The organism is Burkholderia sp. ABCPW 14, assembly GCF_001523835.1.
GTDB classification, from domain to species: Bacteria; Pseudomonadota; Gammaproteobacteria; order Burkholderiales; family Burkholderiaceae; genus Burkholderia; species Burkholderia mayonis.
Genome location: NZ_LOVS01000147.1, coordinates 151,667 through 168,287, shown reverse-complemented (window position 1 = coordinate 168,287; position 16,621 = coordinate 151,667). Strand labels below are relative to the sequence as shown.

General features: G+C 69.6%; 14 protein-coding genes and 1 pseudogene. 10 read left to right on the top strand and 5 right to left on the bottom strand.

Annotated elements, in window-relative coordinates; all coding sequences use genetic code 11:
• Positions 1-14 precede the first annotated feature (14 nt).
• From WS62_RS23035 to WS62_RS23010, 5 genes are all read left to right on the top strand, one after another.
• The gene (locus tag WS62_RS23035; RefSeq protein WP_066575702.1) at positions 15-2,294 is read left to right on the top strand and encodes a TonB-dependent hemoglobin/transferrin/lactoferrin family receptor; all 2,280 of its coding nucleotides are present in this window, start codon (positions 15-17) and stop codon (positions 2,292-2,294) included.
• A gap of 56 nt (positions 2,295-2,350) precedes the next feature.
• A complete protein-coding gene (locus WS62_RS23030) occupies positions 2,351-3,484 on the top strand; it encodes a hemin-degrading factor (protein WP_066575695.1) in 1,134 nt (377 codons plus the stop codon).
• Entirely contained in the window at positions 3,481-4,407 is a 927-nt protein-coding gene (locus WS62_RS23025) for a heme/hemin ABC transporter substrate-binding protein (RefSeq protein ID WP_066575691.1), read from the top strand. Before WS62_RS23030 ends, WS62_RS23025 begins: the two co-directional genes overlap by 4 nt.
• 289 nt (positions 4,408-4,696) lie before the next feature.
• Positions 4,697-5,821 (top strand): FecCD family ABC transporter permease, encoded by a 1,125-nt coding sequence (locus WS62_RS23015; protein ID WP_066575679.1) that lies wholly within the window; start codon positions 4,697-4,699, stop codon positions 5,819-5,821.
• Between the two features lie 160 nt (positions 5,822-5,981).
• Positions 5,982-6,800 (top strand): heme ABC transporter ATP-binding protein, encoded by an 819-nt coding sequence (locus WS62_RS23010; protein ID WP_066575672.1) that lies wholly within the window; start codon positions 5,982-5,984, stop codon positions 6,798-6,800.
• Between the two features lie 18 nt (positions 6,801-6,818).
• On the opposite strand, the gene WS62_RS23005 is transcribed toward WS62_RS23010, so the two are convergent.
• Together WS62_RS23005 and WS62_RS23000 are read right to left on the bottom strand one after the other, a co-directional pair.
• Positions 6,819-7,427 (bottom strand): trimeric intracellular cation channel family protein, encoded by a 609-nt coding sequence (locus WS62_RS23005; protein WP_066493225.1) that lies wholly within the window; start codon positions 7,425-7,427, stop codon positions 6,819-6,821.
• A gap of 12 nt (positions 7,428-7,439) precedes the next feature.
• Positions 7,440-9,572 (bottom strand): penicillin-binding protein 1A, encoded by a 2,133-nt coding sequence (locus tag WS62_RS23000; protein ID WP_066575671.1) that lies wholly within the window; start codon positions 9,570-9,572, stop codon positions 7,440-7,442.
• Here WS62_RS23000 and WS62_RS39065 point away from each other — a divergent pair.
• Positions 9,561-9,756 (top strand): annotated as a pseudogene (locus WS62_RS39065) (hypothetical protein). The gene WS62_RS23000 and the pseudogene WS62_RS39065 overlap by 12 nt on opposite strands.
• Positions 9,753-10,649, top strand: coding sequence for an HTH-type transcriptional regulator ArgP (locus WS62_RS22995; protein ID WP_066493223.1), 897 nt, complete (start codon positions 9,753-9,755; stop codon positions 10,647-10,649). The pseudogene WS62_RS39065 and the gene WS62_RS22995 overlap by 4 nt, the downstream one beginning before the upstream one ends.
• 491 nt (positions 10,650-11,140) lie before the next feature.
• Here WS62_RS22995 and ltaE read toward each other — a convergent pair whose 3' ends face one another.
• The 3 genes from ltaE to WS62_RS22980 form a co-directional block, all read right to left on the bottom strand.
• Positions 11,141-12,142: a low-specificity L-threonine aldolase gene (gene ltaE, locus WS62_RS22990; protein ID WP_066575670.1), complete on the bottom strand. Its 1,002-nt coding sequence runs from the start codon at positions 12,140-12,142 to the stop codon at positions 11,141-11,143.
• A 182-nt stretch (positions 12,143-12,324) separates the two neighbouring features.
• On the bottom strand, positions 12,325-12,879 hold the full coding sequence (locus WS62_RS22985) for a glycine zipper family protein (RefSeq protein ID WP_066575662.1): 555 nt from the start codon (positions 12,877-12,879) through the stop codon (positions 12,325-12,327).
• A gap of 15 nt (positions 12,880-12,894) precedes the next feature.
• Positions 12,895-13,239, bottom strand: coding sequence for a hypothetical protein (locus tag WS62_RS22980; protein WP_066575659.1), 345 nt, complete (start codon positions 13,237-13,239; stop codon positions 12,895-12,897).
• A 498-nt stretch (positions 13,240-13,737) separates the two neighbouring features.
• Here WS62_RS22980 and WS62_RS22975 point away from each other — a divergent pair, with 498 nt between their 5' ends.
• The 3 genes from WS62_RS22975 to WS62_RS34685 are packed head-to-tail and all read left to right on the top strand — an operon-like array spanning position 13,738 to position 16,332.
• Positions 13,738-15,150: a cytochrome ubiquinol oxidase subunit I gene (locus tag WS62_RS22975; RefSeq protein ID WP_066575654.1), complete on the top strand. Its 1,413-nt coding sequence runs from the start codon at positions 13,738-13,740 to the stop codon at positions 15,148-15,150.
• Positions 15,151-15,182: 32 nt separating this feature from the next.
• Positions 15,183-16,190 carry a cytochrome d ubiquinol oxidase subunit II gene (gene cydB / locus WS62_RS22970; RefSeq protein ID WP_066575643.1) on the top strand — a complete coding sequence of 336 codons (1,008 nt, stop codon included), beginning with the start codon at positions 15,183-15,185 and terminating at the stop codon, positions 16,188-16,190.
• Complete coding sequence (locus WS62_RS34685; protein ID WP_197422902.1) at positions 16,162-16,332, top strand: hypothetical protein; 171 nt, start codon at positions 16,162-16,164, stop codon at positions 16,330-16,332. The genes cydB and WS62_RS34685 overlap by 29 nt, the downstream gene beginning before the upstream one ends.
• Positions 16,333-16,621 lie beyond the last annotated feature (289 nt).

Genomic DNA, 16,621 nt, shown 5'->3' with positions numbered 1-16,621 from the left:
TGCATCAACCTCTGTTGGCGCGGCGGCCAATTCGCGCCGCGCTGTTCGGCGCTTTCGGCATCTATGCGGCAGCCGCGCGCGCCGCAAGCGCCGCTTCCGAACCTGCTGCCGTCGCCGCACCGCCGTCCGCGGCATCCGCGCCGCATGCAACGATCGCGGCCGCGCGCACCGACGCGCATGCGCTCGACCCGATCACCGTCACCGCCACGCGCACTGCTTCGGCGGCGAGCCGCACCGCGGCGAGCGTGTCGGTGATCACCGATTCGGACCTCGAAGAACAGCAAGCCGACAACATCAAGGACGCGCTGCGCTACGAGCCGGGCGTCACCGTGCGCCGCACCGCGTACCGCCCGGCGACCGCCGCGCTCGGCGGCGGCCGCGACGGCGATTCGAGCATCAATGTTCGCGGCCTCGAGGGCAACCGCGTGCTGCTGATGGAAGACGGCATCCGGCTGCCGAGCGCGTTCTCGTTCGGTCCGCTCGAAGCGGGCCGCGGCGACTACGCCGATCTCGATACGCTGAAGCGCATCGAGATCCTGCGCGGCCCGGCATCGTCGCTATACGGCAGCGATGGCCTGACGGGCGCCGTCAACTTCATCACGAAGAATCCGTCCGATCTGCTGTCGATCTATCGCAAGAAGACCTACTTCTCATTCCGGCCGAGCTACGATTCGGTCGACCGCAGCGTCGGCGCGACCGTGTCGGCCGCCGCCGGCAACGATCGCGTGCAGGGGATGCTGATCGCGTCGGGCCGCCGCGGCCACGAGGCCGACACGCACGGCGACGACAACTCCGCGAGCACGAAACGCACGACCGCGAATCCTCAGGATATCTATACGGAATCGCTGCTCGGCAAGCTGACGATCACGCCGACGTCGCGGGACACGTTCAAGCTCACCGCCGAGACGGTGCGGCGCCGGATCGACACGAACGTGCTGTCGGCGATCAACCCGCCGGCGACGCTCGGCCTCGCCGCGAACGACAAGCTCGAGCGCAACCGCTTCAGCATCGATTACGACTTTCGCGACGACGCCGCGCGCTGGTTCCAGACCGCGCACGTGCAGTTCTACTATCAGGAGTCGAAACAGGATCAGGACTCGTTCGAGACGCGCGGCGGCAGCCTGCAGTCGCGTTCGCGCTCGAATCACTACAGCGAGCGCGCGTTCGGCGGCGCCGCATTCGCCGAGAGCGGCTTCTCGACCGGACCGCTCGCGCACAAGCTGCTGTACGGCGTCGACGGCAGCATCGACCGCATCAAGAGCCTGCGCGACGGCACCATTCCCAGTCCCGGCGAATCGTTCCCGAACAAGGCGTTTCCGGATACCGACTACACGCTGTTCGGCGCGTTCGTGCAGGATCAGATCGGCTTCGGCAAGCTGCTCGTCACGCCGGGCCTGCGCTTCGACGCATATCGGCTGAGCCCGACGACGGGCGATCCGCTCTTTACCGGCAAGACGGTCAGCTCGAGCGATCACGAGCTGTCGCCGCGCGTGTCGGTGCTGTACGAGGTGACGCCCGCGCTGATTCCGTACGTGCAGTACGCGCACGGCTTCCGCACGCCGACGCCCGATCAGGTCAACAACAGCTTCTCGAATCCGCTGTACGGCTACACGTCGATCGGGAATCCGAACTTGAAGCCCGAGACGAGCGACACGTTCGAAGCGGGCCTGCGCGGCACGCTCGGCACGGGCTACGGGCCGATGCGCTACAGCGTCGCCGCCTTCACCGGCCGCTATCGCAACTTCATCTCGCAGCGCACGATCGGCGGCAGCGCCCGGCCGAACGATCCGCTCGTGTTCCAGTACGTGAACTTCGCGAACGCGCGCATTCACGGCTTCGAAGGGCGGGCGGAATGGGTGATGCCGAACGGCTTCACGCTGAAGACCGCGATGGCGTTCACGAAGGGCACGACGCAGGACAACGGTGCGGCGAGCGAGCCGCTCGACACGGTCAATCCGTTTTCCGCCGTGTTCGGCGTGCGCTACGAGCCGAGCGAGCGCTGGTTCGCACAGGCCGACCTGCTGTTCCAGGCGGGCAAGCGCGGCCGCGACGTGTCGTCGGACGCATGCCAGAAGAAGAGCTGCTTCACGCCGCCGTCGTCGTTCGTCGTCGACCTGCGCGGCGGCTATCGCTTCAACAAGCATGTGAGCGCCTATCTCGGCATTCACAATCTGTTCGACCGCAAGTACTGGAACTGGTCGGACGTGCGCGGCATCGCCGCCGATTCGAACGTGCTCGACGCATACACCGCTCCGGGCCGCAGCGTCGCGGTCAGCATGAAGGTGGATTTCTGATGCGGCCCGCACGCCTTTTTCCCTTCCGCCCAATCCGGCAATCGAGGATCTCCGACATGATGAACACCGCCGCTCCCGCCTCTTCGTCGAACCGCGCGCTCGCGCCGGACGAACTGCGCGATGCGTTCCTCCACCTGAAGGAAACCCGCAAGCTGCGCAACCGCGACGTCGCGCAATTGCTCGGCATCAGCGAAGGCGAGGCGCTCGCGGCGTTCGCGGGCGAGCGCGTCGTGCGGCTCGAGCCGAGCTTCGTCGAGTTGTTCGAAGAGATGCCGCGCCTGGGCGGCGTGATGGCGCTCACGCGCAACGCGGCAGCCGTGCACGAGAAGGATGGCGTGTTCGAGCAGATGAGCCATGACGGCCCGGTCGGGCTCGCGCTCGGCGCGATCGATCTGCGGATCTTCTACCGCAACTGGGCGGCGGGCTTCGCCGTCTACGAGCCGACCGCGCACGGCGTGATGAAGAGCCTGCAGTTCTTCGACGCGCAAGGCGACGCGGTGCACAAGGTCTATCTGCGCAAGCACAGCGATCACGACGCGTTCGACGCATTCGTGTCGCGCTGGCGGATGCCGGTGCAATCACCCGTGTTCGCGGTCGAGCCCGCACCCCCGGCGTTCGTCGAGCGGCCCGACGGCGAGATCGACGCGGCGGCCCTGCGCGACGCATGGGATGCGATGACCGACACGCACCAGTTCCATGGCGTCGTGCGCCGCTTCGGCGTCGCGCGCACGCAGGCGCTGCGGCTCGCCGGCACGACGCGCGCGCATCGCGTCGCGACCGACGCGATGCGGCGCGTGCTCGAACGCGCCGCGCAGACGCGGCTGCCGATCATGGTGTTCGTCGGCAATCGCGGGATGATCCAGATCCATACCGGCCCCGTCACGAACATCCGCCGGATGGGTGCGTGGATCAACGTGCTCGACGAGGATTTCAACCTGCATCTGCGCGAGGATCTCGTCGCGTCCGCGTGGGCCGTGAGAAAGCCGACGAGCGACGGCATCGTCACGTCGGTCGAGCTGTTCGACGCAGCGGGCGACAACATCGCGATGCTGTTCGGCGCACGCAAGCCGGGACAGCCGGAGCTGGCAGGCTGGCGCGAGCTGGTGGGCGCGCTGCCGACGATCGATGCCGCGAGCGCGACGCGCGCGGCAAACGTCCCCGGCATGACCGATACCGAGGTTGCGCGATGAGCAAGTCGTCGCGCATCGATGCACGCCGGCGCGCATGGCTCGCGGGCACGGGCGCGCTCGTGTTCGCGGCCACGCATCCGGGCGCGTTCGCGCGCGCGCCGGCGAGTGCGCCGCCGAAGCGCGTCGTCGCGGTCGGCGGCGCGCTCGCCGAGACGATCTATGCGCTGGGCGGCGCGCGAACCACGCGCTACGAGCTCGTCGGCACGGACACCACCTGCACATACCCGGACGCCGCGCGGCGCTTGCCGAAGATCGGCTATCAACGCACGTTGTCCGCGGAGGGATTGCTGTCGCTTCGGCCCGATCTCGTGCTCGCGTCGGCGGAGGCCGGACCGCCCGCCGCGCTCTCGCAACTGAAGAACGCCGGCGTTACCGTCACGACATTCGACGAGGCGCACGATGTCGAATCCGTGCGCCGCAAGATTCGTGGAATCGCGCAGGCACTTTCGCTACAGAGCGCGGGAGACATGCTGCTCGCGCGCTTCGATCGCGACTGGCTCGCGGCGCGCGCGGCGGTCGACGCCGCACCGCCCCGCGCGTCGCAGCGCACGCCCGCGCGCGTGCTGTTCGTGCTCAATCACACCGGCAACCAGGCTCTCGTCGCCGGCCAGCAGACGGCCGCCGACGCGATGATCCGCTACGCGGGCGCGCACAACGCGATGCAGGGATTCGATCGCTACAAGCCGCTGACCGCCGAAGCGCTCGTCGCGGCGGCACCCGATGTCGTGCTGATCTCGGACGAGGGCTTGGAGGCGGTCGGCGGACGCGATGCGCTGCTCGCGACGCCCGGCTTCGCCGCGACGCCGGCCGGACGCGCGCGGCGCGTCGTCTCGCTCGACGCGCTGTTCCTGCTCGGCTTCGGGCCGCGTCTGCCGCAGGCGGTCGCCGCGTTGCAACGCCGGTTGAATCGCGTGCTGGCTTGAGCATGCGAGATCGACGATGCTCGCATCGATTCGCCGCGACGAGCCGCGTCGCGCGGCGATCGCTCGCGATCGTTCGGTTTCCTGAATTCGTCGCCGTGCCTGCCGCCGTGCCTGCCGCCGTGCCTGCCGCCGTGCCTGCCGCCGTGCCTGCCGCCGTCCGATCCGACGCAATCGGTGCGCGCTGTTTCGCGCGCTGCGAAGCAGCCGCCGCCGTACGGCACGCGATGCATATCGGCCACTTCGCACGTGCGTCGACGGAATCGCAATCTATCCCATTCGATCTTCCACGATGAGCATCGCTGCCCGTTCTCCGTCAGTCGATCCGACGCCTGCCGCGCGCCGCCCGGCATTCGCGTCATCGACCGTCGCCGCCTTCCGCCGACGGCGCGCCGTGTGGACACTCGCCATCCTGATCGCCGCACTCGCCGTCGCATCGATCGCCGCGCTCTGTGTCGGCGCATTCCGGCTCGCGCCCGCGCAATTGTTCGGCGCGCTCGTCGCGCCCGACGCACGGCTCGCGAGCGATCCCGCGCTGCGTCAGGCGCGCGCGGTGCTGCTGGACATCCGCGCGCCGCGCGTCGTGCTCGCGCTGCTCGTCGGCGCGGGCTTCGGCGCAGCGGGTGCCGCGATGCAGGCGCTCTTTCGCAACCCGCTCGCCGATCCGGGCCTGATCGGCGTGTCGAGCGGCGCGGCGCTCGGCGCGTCGGCGCTGATCGTGCTCGGCCCGCTCGTCGCCGCCGCTCCGGTCGCGCTCGGCTTCCTGCCCGCCGCCGCATTCGCCGGCGCGCTCGCGGTCGCGGCGCTCGTCTATCGGCTCGCTATCACGCGCGGCCGGCTCGCACTGCCGCTGCTGCTGCTCGCCGGCATCGCGATCAACGCGCTCGCCGGCGCGGCGATCGGTCTCCTCACTTACGTCGCCGACGATGCGCAGTTGCGGTCGCTGACGTTCTGGAGCCTCGGCAGCGTCGGCGGCGCGCAATGGCGCATGATCGCCGCCGTCGCGCCGTTCGCGCTCGCCGGCTGCGCGCTGCTCGCGTGCGAGCGCCACGCGCTGAACGCGCTGCAGCTCGGCGAAACGGAGGCGCTGCATCTCGGCGTGCCGGTGCAACGCGTGAAGCGGCGCGTGCTCGTCGGAACGGCGATGTGCGTCGGCGCGCTCGTGTCGTGCACCGGCGTGATCGGCTTCATCGGGCTCGTCGCGCCGCATTGCGTGCGGCTCGCGGCCGGCCCCGATCAGCGGATCGTGATGCCGGGCGCGGCGCTGCTCGGCGCGCTCCTCGCGGTCGCCGCCGATCTCGCCGCAAGAACGCTCGCCGCACCGGCCGAGATTCCGCTCGGCATCCTGACCGCGCTGATCGGCGCACCGTTCTTTCTCGCACTGCTGTGGAAACGGCGCGGCGCACTGGGAGCATGACGTTGCGAGCCGAATCTCATCGTCGAAACTTCGCGCGCCTGCGCACACGCCGCTCGCTCGGCCGCGCCGGAACGATCTCGATCTCACTCGCGGGGGCAAGCGCGCACGCTGCTTCGCGAACGGCCATGCCGAGCCGCGCACCGACACCGAATCGAATGCCATGCTGATTGCCGATCGTCTTCACGTCGCACGCGAAGGCGGCGTCATCCTTCGCGACCTGTCGATCCGGATCGCGCCCGGCTGCGTCACCGCGCTGCTCGGGCGCAACGGCGCAGGCAAGAGCACGCTGCTCAAGGTGCTCGCGGGCGATTTGCGGATCGGCGGCGCGGCGCGCGGCGCGGCCGTCCGCGGCAACATCACGCTGAACGGCGAGCCACTCCACCGGATCGACGCACCGCACCTCGCGCGGTTGCGCGCAGTGCTTCCTCAAGCGTCGCAGCCCGCATTTCCGTTCACCGCGCTCGAAATCGTGCTGCTCGGCCGCTATCCGCACACGCGCCGCACCGGCGCGCTCGCGCTTGAAGACAGCGATATCGCGTCGCACGCGCTGGCGCTCGCGGGCGCGTCGACGCTCCGCGCGCGCGACGTCACGACACTGTCGGGCGGCGAGCTCGCACGCGTGCAGTTCGCGCGCGTGCTCGCGCAGCTCTGGCCGTCCGGCGAATCGGCTAGCGCGCCCCGCTACCTGCTGCTCGACGAGCCGACCGCCGCGCTCGATCTCGCGCATCAGCATCAGTTGCTTGACACGGTTCGGCGCCTGTCGCGCGACTGGGGAATCGGCGTGCTGACGATCGTCCACGATCCGAATCTCGCCGCACGTCACGCGGATCGCATCGCGATGCTCGCGGACGGTGCGATCGTCGCCGACGGCACACCCGCCAACGTGCTGCGTCCGGACCTGATCGAACGCTGTTACGGATTTCGCGTGCGGCTCGTCGACGCGGGCGACGGCGCGGCGCCCGTCATCGTGCCCGCATGAGCGGCAGCGGCGCCGGCGTCAGCCGGCGTCGGCCGTATGGAACGCCTTCAAGCGCCAGCCGCGCCGCACCGCAAGCATCCGGACCGAGAATCCCACGACCAGCGCGACGACGGTCGCGATGCCGCCCGCCGCGCCGAGCGCTTTCAGCCCGACATACAGCGCACCCGTCAGCAACGCGATGCTCGCGTACAGCTCCCTGCGCAGCACGAGCGGCATCTCGTTGCAGAGCAGGTCGCGCAGCATCCCGCCGCAGACGCCGGTGATCGCGCCCGCGAGCACGATCACGGTCGGGCTATCGTTCACCGTCGCCGCGACGTCGCAGCCGATGATCGAGAACGCCGCGAGTCCGAGCGCGTCGACGGTCGTGAACAGCGACTTCAGCCGCGCGACGTGCGTCGCCGTCATCGACGCGAACGTCGCCGCGGCGAGCGTCAGCAGCAGGTATTCAGGGTGCGCGACCCAGGTCAGCGGATAGCGGCCGAGCAGCACGTCGCGCACGGTGCCGCCTCCCAGCGCGGTCACCGCGCCGACGAGCGCGAGGCCGAACCGGTCCATCCCGCGCTGCATGCCCATCAGCGCGCCCGACATCGCTTCCGCGACGATCGCGATCAAATAGAGCGTATGCATGCGTGTCCTCGCTCAATCTTCCGTACGGAACAGTTCGAGCACGCGCGCGCGCTCGGCCGCGTCGACGGCGGGCGGCGCCGGCGCGCCCGCCGCCACGCCGGCCGGCGCGTCGCCGTCAGCCGACGCGCGTCGCGTCGCGTCGCATGCGAACGGGCTGCGCACGAACGGCGGCAGCGCCGGCGTGCACTTGCCGCCCGCGTATTCGGCGTAGACGTAATCGCCGTCGACGAGCGCGACGTCCGCGGGGGGCGTGCGCTCGATCGCCTGGCGGCCGTCGATCGCCGTCTTCATGTAGTCGACCCACACCGGCAGCGCGAGCGACGCGCCCGTCGCGCGCCCGAGACTTCGCGGCGCGTCGTAGCCCATCCAGACGACCGACGCGACGCCGGACGAGTAGCCGCCGAACCAGACGTCCTTCGAGCCGTTCGACGTGCCGGTCTTGCCGGCGGCGTCGACGCGCTTGAGCGCGAGCGCGCGGCGCGCGGTGCCGTGACGCACGACGTCGCGCAGCATGCTGTCCATCACGAACGCGTTGCGCTCCGACACGGCGCGCACGCCCGCCGTCGGCTGCGCGTCGAACAGCACGCCGCCGTGCCGCTGCCGAACCGATTCGACGAGTCGCGGCTCCATCCGCACGCCCTGGTTTGCGAACACCGCATACGCGCTCGCAACCTGAAGCGGCGTTGCCGCGCCCGCGCCGAGCGCGAGCGGCAGCGACGCGGGATTGCGCTGCGGCTCGAAGCCGAAGCGCGCCGCGTGCTGCTGGACGAAGTCCGGCTGCGCGGCCTGCATCAGGCTGACCGCGACGAGGTTCTTCGATCGCATCAGCCCGCGCCGCACCGGAATGAAGCCTTCGTAGTTGTTGCCGAAGTTGCGCGGCCGCCACGGATTCGCGCCGGTTTCGTCGCGCGACAGCGTGCGCTGCGTATCGTCGATGAGCACGCCGGGGAACATGCCCTTTTCCAGCGCGGCCGAATAGACGAACGGCTTGAAGCTCGAGCCGGGCTGCCGATACGCCTGCAGCGCATGGTCGAACGCATTGCGCGCGAAATCCGCGCCGCCCGCGAGCGCGAGGATGTCGCCCGTCGCCGCGTCGACCGACACGAGCGCGCCTTCGAGCCCGTCCTTCGCGTCGCGCCGGCCGCCGCGCGACAACGCGCGCTGCAGCGACGCCTCGGCCGCGCGCTGATCGCGCATCGCGATCGTCGTCGTCACATCGAGGCCGAGCGTGTAGGCGTCGTCGTGGAAGCGCTCGACCATCATCCGGCGCGCGCGCTCGGCAACGTACGGCGCGGCGACGATGCCGGGCGGCGGCGTGGTCGCGAGTGCGATCGGCGCGCCTGCGGCCTGCCGGTACGCGGCTTCATCGAGATAACCGAGCGCGCGCATGCGGCCGAGCACGTAATTGCGGCGCGTGGTCGCCCGCGCCGGATTGACGACCGGATTGAACGCGGACGGCGCCTTCGGCAAGCCGGCGAGCACCGCCGCCTCGCCCGGCGTCAGCGCATCGAGCGGCTTGCCGAAGTAGACGGACGCGGCAGCCGCGAACCCGTATGCACGCTCGCCGAGATAGATCTCGTTCATGTACAGCTCGAGCAGCTTGTCCTTGCTGTACGCGCGTTCGAGCTTGTACGACATCAGGATCTCGGCGAGCTTGCGGCTCAGCACCTTGTCGCGCGTGAGGAAGAAGTTGCGCGCGACCTGCATCGTGATCGTGCTGCCGCCCTGTCCCGGCTGGCCGGTGACGACGTTCGCGAACGTCGCGCGCGCGAGACCGCCGACGTCGACCGCGCCGTGCGTATAGAACTGCGCATCCTCGGCGGCGAGCAGCGCGTGCCGGACGAGCGGCGGAATGCGTTCGAGCGGCACGAACTCGCGTCGCTCGACGCCGTATTCGGCGAGCAGTTCGCCATCGCGCGAGAAGATCCGCAGCGGCAGCGCCGGCCGATAGACGGCGAGCGGCTCGACGGACGGCAACTGCGTCCAGATGCGCTGCAGCGTCCACGTGCCGACCGCGCCGCCCGCGATCGCCGCGCCGACCAGCAGGCCCGCCAGCGTGCGGAGATAGCGGCGGCGCCGCGGCGCGGGCCCTTGCGGTGGCGTCGGCGTGGTCTCCGGCGTCGAATTCGGCGTGTGATCGGTCATTTCGAAATCCTTCCTTTACAGATGCGGCATGCGGGCATCGCGTGGATGTTGCAGTGCACGAAGCGCACGCGCGCATTGTCCGGGGAGGATCTCGATGTCGGTACAATATTTAGCCTAAGTTGATTACGCTAAATTTTATTTAGGAAGCCGCCTCTCCCGGCGGCAAGACGCGAGCGACAGATGACGATCGATCCGAAACAAGCGGCGGCGCTGCTCGCCGTCGCCGATACCGGCAGCTTCGAGCAGGCGGCGTCGCGGCTGCACGTGACCGCTTCGGCCGTCACGCAGCGGGTTCGCGCGCTCGAGACCAGCCTCGGCGCGCCGCTCCTGCTGCGCACCCGGCCGTGCCGGCCGACCGCCGCCGGCCAGCGCGTGCTGCAGCACCTGCGCCGCATGGCGCTCCTGCAAGCGGATCTGCAAGCCGATCTCGCCGACGAGCGCGGCTCGGCGATCGCGGTCGCGATCGCGCTCAATTCGGACAGCCTGGGCTCGTGGTTCCTGCCAGCGCTGACGTCGGTGCTCGCGGGCGAGCGCATGCTGTTCGAGCTGCTCGTCGAGGATCAGGATTACACGTTCGCGCTGCTCGAAAACGGGATGGTGATCGGCTGCGTGACGACCGAGAGCAAGCCGATGCGCGGCTGCGTCGTGGCGCCGCTCGGCACGATGCGCTATCGCCTGCTCGCGTCGAAGGAATTCGCCGCGCGCTGGTTTCCGCGCGGCCTTACGCGCACGAGCGCCCGGCAGGCGCCCGTCGTCGCGCACAGCCGGCGCGACGCGCTTCAGCTGTCGTTCCTGAAGGGCAAGCTCGGCCTGCCGGAAGGCGCGTTTCCGTGCCACTACGTGCCGGGCACGCATGCGCACTTCGCCGCCGTGCGGCACGGGCTCGGCTACGCGATGGTGCCCGAGTTGCTCGCCGGCGGCGGGCCGCTCGACCAGCAGGGCCTGGTCGACCTCGCACCGGCGCATCCGCAGGATGTCGCACTCTACTGGCATGCGTGGAAAGTGCAGTCGCCGAGCATGCAGTCGCTGTCGGCGCGCGTCGTCGACGCCGCGCGTGATCTGCTGCGATCCGCTTGAGCGTGCGCGCGCGTGGCGAACGTGACGGCACGCGCGCCGTCGGCTTGACTGCGTGAACGTGCAGGAACGGGTTTCGGAAGCTTCGCCATAGCCGATGTCGAGCGCTTGCAGGCGAGCGACCGGCGGGCATCGCGACGAATGCGGGCGTGTCGGGGGCGTCGCGGCGAGCGTCGTGGCCGGCACGTGCGCGCCGGGTCCTGACGTCGGCGTTGGCGTTGGCGTTGGCGTGGGCGTGGGCGTGGGCGTGGGCGTGGGCGTTGGCGTGGGCGTGGGCGTGGGCGTGGGCGTTGGCGTTGGCGTTGGCGTTGGCGTTGGCGTCGGCGTCGGCGTCGGCGTCGGCGTTGGCGTTGGCGTCGGCGTGGGCGTCGGCGTGGGCGTCGGCGTCCGCTTACCGACAAGCGGCGGGGCGCGACGCGCTATCGGCCGCTCCTGTCGACGACGGGCCGCCAGCCCACCCGAGCGCACCCGCTTCGCCGAGCGGCCCCGGCCCGCTATGCGAAGTACGCCTTCATCGCGGCGACGAACGTATCGATATCGTCGCGCGACACGTCGCAATGCGTGACGAAGCGCGTCGAATACAGCATCTGCGTGAGAATTCCGCGCGCCTTGAGCCACGCTTCGAGCGGCGCGCAATCGGCTTCGGGAATCTGCGCGAACACCATGTTCGTCGCCTGCGACAGCACCTTCACCGGCCCAATCTGCGCGAGCCCTCGGGCGAGGCGCTCGGCATTCGCGTGATCGTCGGCCAGGCGCTCGACGTTGTGCTCGAGCGCGTACAGGCACGCCGCGGCGAGCACGCCCGCCTGCCGCATCCCGCCGCCCAGCACCTTGCGCCAGCGGTGCGCGCGGTCGATCAGCGCGCGGCTGCCGACGAGCACCGAGCCGACCGGCGCGCCAAGCCCCTTCGAAAAACAGATCGAGATCGAATCGAACGGCGCGCACAGCGCGGCGATCGTGCGGCCCGACGCGACCGCCGCATTGCACACACGCGCGCCGTCGAGATGCGTCGCGAGCCCGCGGCCGCGCGCGAGGGCGACCGCTTCGTCGACGTAGCCTTCGGGCAGCACCTTGCCGCCGATCGTGTTCTCGAGCGCGAGGAGGCGCGAGCGCGCGAAGTGATCGTCGATCGGCTTGATCGCGGCCGCGATCTTGTCGAGCGGCAGCGTGCCGTCCGCGGCGTTCTCGATCGGCTGCGGCTGGATGCTGCCGAGCACCGCCGCGCCGCCGCCTTCGTACTTGTACGTGTGCGCGGCCTGGCCGACGATGTACTCGTCGCCGCGCCCGCAATGCGACATCAGCGCGGCGAGATTGCTCTGCGTGCCGCTCGGAAAGAACAGCGCCGCCTCCTTGCCCGCGCGCTCGGCGACGACGGCTTGCAGGCGCGCGACGGTCGGATCGTCGCCCCATACGTCGTCGCCCACTTCGGCGGCCGTCATCGCGGCCAGCATCGGTGCGCTCGGGCGCGTCACGGTATCGCTGCGTAAATCGATCATTCGGGGTTCCGTCCGAGTCGTCAGGTCGAAGAAGCGCCGCCCCGACGCGGGGCGGCGGAACCCCGAGTGTACGCAATCCGGCTCCCGACTGCAGCGCGTGCCGCGCGGCGGAGCGCACGCCGATCCGGCAGGTCAAACGATCGCGGCTTGGCGCGCCGCCTCGGGGCGCGCGCCGCGCACGCTCAATACGCGCCGGGCGGCGGAGGCGGCGGCGAACCGGGCGGCGGCGGCGGCGTGTTCGGCGCGTACCCTCCGCCTTCGTAGCCGCCGTAGCCGTCATAGCCGCGACGGACACGCCCCGGCACCGGCACGCGATCGCCCGCCGCATACATGCACTGCAGGTACGCGTAGTCGTACCGGCGCTGCACGTCGTATGCGGAACCCTGAGCCGCGCCCGCGCCGAGCACGCTGCCCGCGAGCAGCCCCGCCCCCGCACCGACCGCCGCGCCGCGGCCGCCGTCGAACGCCGCGCCCGCCGCCGCGCCGAGCGCGGTGCCGACGGCCGCACTGCCGAGCGCGCTCGCCGTCGATGCCTGGTTCGCACTCACGCCGCCCACCTGCTCGAACGCGAACTGCCGGCAATTCGCGTCGTCGGCGCGGAACTGGTCGAATGTCTTGCCAGTGCCCGGCAGCGCCATCACGCTCGGCCCCGTCGGCACGACCGCGCACGCGCTCAACAGGCCCGCCGATGCGACGAGCAGCGCCCGCCTCGCATAGTGATCGATCGGATTGGTCATCTTCGTCGCATCCTTTTATTGCGGCCGGGCCGGCACCTTGCGCCAGCCGGACGCGCACTGCTTCACGTTCGGGTAATAGGCGTGCGACGCGTCGCAGTAGTACCAGAAGCCGTCGCCGCGCCCAGGGGCGGCCGCGCCCGCCCGGCCTTCGCCCTGTCCTTGCTCGATGTACTCCGGCGGCGGCGCGGGCTCGACCGGCACCACCACGACGGGCGGCGGATAGTAGTAATACGGCACGGGCGCGTAGTAGTACGGGTAGCCGGGCCCGATGTAGACGCCCACCCGCGCCGCCTGCGCGGCGCCGCTCGCGCACGCGGCCGCCGCGACCGCGACGCTGAACACGATCTTCAAGTTGCTCACATGTCTCTCCGCCACTTCGACGCGGGATCGTCCCGCGCCGGATTTCGACATGAGCACGCTATGCCGAATGCGCGGCGGCTTCAACGCACGCGGCGGCGAGCGGTCTTGCCGTACGTTACATACGTGACGAAACGGGCCGCTCGAACCGTCTCGCGACACTGGCTTTCGTTACGCGGTAATGTCCGGCAACAAAGGCGCACGCGATGCGCCGGCTGCCGTTCCGGACGCGGCGCGCTTGCAGCGCGGTGAATTGCCGCAGGCGCGTCAACCCGCCGCGCCGGGCGTTACCACACAAAAGCGCGCCAAACTTGATGCCAATCAACGATTTAGATCGACAAACCGCGCCCGCGCGCTGGACATCTGCGACGAGTTGGCACATTTCGCACCGCAACACGGCGGCCCATACTCCGAACCGACTCTTCAGCCGCGGCCTTGCACACGCGGCGCAGGGGCCGCCGGCAGCCCGCCGGCGGGCGTCGTCAGCTTCGGTCTACTCGCATGGAAACCGCTATTTCGGCCCTCGATCTGGCCCGCGTGCAGTTCGCATTCACAGTCTCCTTCCATATCGTCTTTCCCGCGCTGAGCATCGGGCTCTCGAGCTTCATCGCCGTGCTCGAATACCGCTGGCTCAAGACCGGCAAGGCGTACTACAAAAATCTCTGTCTCTTCTGGTCGAAGATCTTCGCCGTCGCGTTCGGCATGGGCGTCGTGTCCGGCGTCGTGATGGCTTATCAGTTCGGCACGAACTGGTCCGGCTTCTCGAGCTTCGCCGGCTCCGTCACCGGCCCGCTGCTGATGTACGAAGTGATGACCGCGTTCTTTCTCGAGGCGGGCTTCCTCGGCATCATGCTGTTCGGCTGGAATCGCGTGAGCCCGCGCGCGCACTTCGGCGCGACGCTGATGGTGGCGATCGGCACGCTGATCTCGACGTTCTGGATTCTCGCGTCGAACAGCTGGATGCAGACGCCGCAGGGCTTCGAGATCGTCGACGGCCAGGTCGTGCCGACCGACTGGCTCGAGATCATCTTCAATCCGTCGTTCCCGTACCGGCTCGCGCACATGGCGATCGCCGCGTTCATCGTCGCCGCGCTCGTCGTCGCCGCGACCGCCGCATGGCACCTGCTGAAGGGCCGCCGCGACAAGGCCGTGAAGAAGATGTTCTCGATGTCGCTGTGGCTGCTGCTCGTGCTCGCGCCGCTGCAGGCCGTGATCGGCGACCAGCACGGCCTCAACACGCTCGAGCATCAGCCCGCGAAGCTCGCCGCGATCGAAGGCTTGTGGGAAACCGAGCAAGGCGGCACCGCGCTCAACCTGTTCGGCATCCCCGACATGAAGGCGGAAACCACGCGCTACGCGGTGTCGATTCCGCATCTCGGCAGCCTGATCCTCACGCATAGCTGGGACGGCGAAATTCGCGGCCTGAAATCGTTCCCGCCGCAAGACCGTCCGAACTCGACCATCGTGTTCTGGAGCTTCCGCGTGATGGTCGGGCTCGGCTTCGCGATGATCGGCCTCGCCGCCACCGCCTGGCTGCTGCGTCGGCGCGGGCGCCTCTATGAAGCGAAGTGGTTCCACAGGTTCGCGCTGGCGATGGGGCCGACGGGCTTCATCTCGCTGCTCACCGGCTGGGTGACGACCGAAGTGGGCCGCCAGCCGTGGGTCGTCTACGGCGTGATGCGCACCGCGCACGCGGCGTCGCCGCTGTCGATGCAGCAGGTCAGCGTATCGCTGATGACGTTCGTGGTCGTCTACTTCCTCGTGTTCGGCACGGGCGCCTATTACATACTGAAGCTGATGAGCAAGGGCCCCGCGCTGCCGGACGACGCGCCCGACGATGCGCACGACGCGCGCCCCGAGCGCACCGCCCGCCGCCCGCTGTCGGCCGCGAACCAGTTGATCGACGCCGCGTGAAGCCGGCGAGCCAAAGCAAGCGAGGTTAGCAAATGGATGTCACCGTGGTCTGGGCCGCGATCATCGCACTCGGCCTCTTCATGTACGTGGTGCTCGACGGCTTCGATCTGGGCATCGGCATCATGTTTCCGTTCTTCCCCGCCGAGCGGGAGCGGGATCTGATGATGAACACCGTCGCGCCCGTGTGGGACGGCAACGAGACGTGGCTCGTGCTCGGCGGCGCGGGACTCTTCGCGGTGTTCCCGATCGTCTATTCGACCGTGCTGTCGGCGCTCTACCTGCCGCTCGTCTTCATGCTCGTGTGCCTGATTTTCCGCGGCGTGTCGTTCGAGATTCGCGCGAAATCCCGTCGCACGAAGCACCTGTGGGATCTCGCGTTCATCGGCGGCTCGACGGGCGCGACGTTTTTCCAGGGCATTGCGCTCGGCGCGTTCCTGCAAGGCATCCCGGTCGACAACGGCCGCTTCGCCGGCGACGCGTTCGGCTGGCTCACGCCGTTCAGCCTGCTGACGGGCCTCGGCCTCGTCGCGACCTATGCGCTGCTCGGCTGCTGCTGGCTCGTCGCGAAGACGGAAGGCGATCTGCAACGCCGCCTGCATCGCGTCGTGTGGCCGCTCACCGTCGTGCTGCTCGGCTTCATCGCGATCGTGAGCCTGTGGACGCCGCTGCAGGATCCGAACATCGCGCAACGCTGGTTCGCGTCGGGACTCTTCTGGCGCCTGCTGCCGGTGCCGTTCCTCGTCGCCGCGTGCGCGGTGCTGATGCGCCGCGCGGTGCGCAACCGCCACGACACCTTGCCGTTCGTGCTCGCGCTCGCGCTCGTGCTCCTCGGCTACGTCGGGCTGCTCGTGAGCCTGTGGCCGTACGCGATTCCGCAAAGCGTGACGCTGTGGGAAGCCGCCGCGCCGCGTTCAAGCCAGACGTTCACGCTGATCGGCGCGGCCGTCATCCTCCCGATCATCCTCGCGTACACGACGTTGGGTTATTGGGTGTTCCGTGGAAAGGTGCGTCATGAAGACCAGCATTACTACCACCACTGAGCCGCGCGCCGTCGCGCGCGGCGTGCGGCTGCCGGGCTGGATCTGGTTCGGACTGCTGTGGATGGGCGGCGTCGCGGGAGCCGTGACGCTCGGCTATGCGTTCAAGCTGTTCATGTACGCGACGCTGTTCGCCGTGAAGTAAAGTCAATCGGGATGGGACGACGCCGCGCGATGCGGCGTCGTGCGGGAAGCGGCTCGCCCTCTAGCCGCGACGAGGCGCGGCGAGCGCGCTGCTTGTCGCAACGCGTTGCCGTAGTGCGACGACGCAGCGCCGAGCGGCATTGCAACGGCGTCGCCACGATGAAATCGCTGGGCGACGATTCTTCGCCACGGCAATCTCACGGAGCCACATCGAAGCGCCGATGCGGACGGGACGACGTATTGGAAAACAGCGCGGCGCATCCGCTTCGTGTGCCGCGCGCGCCGCGCAG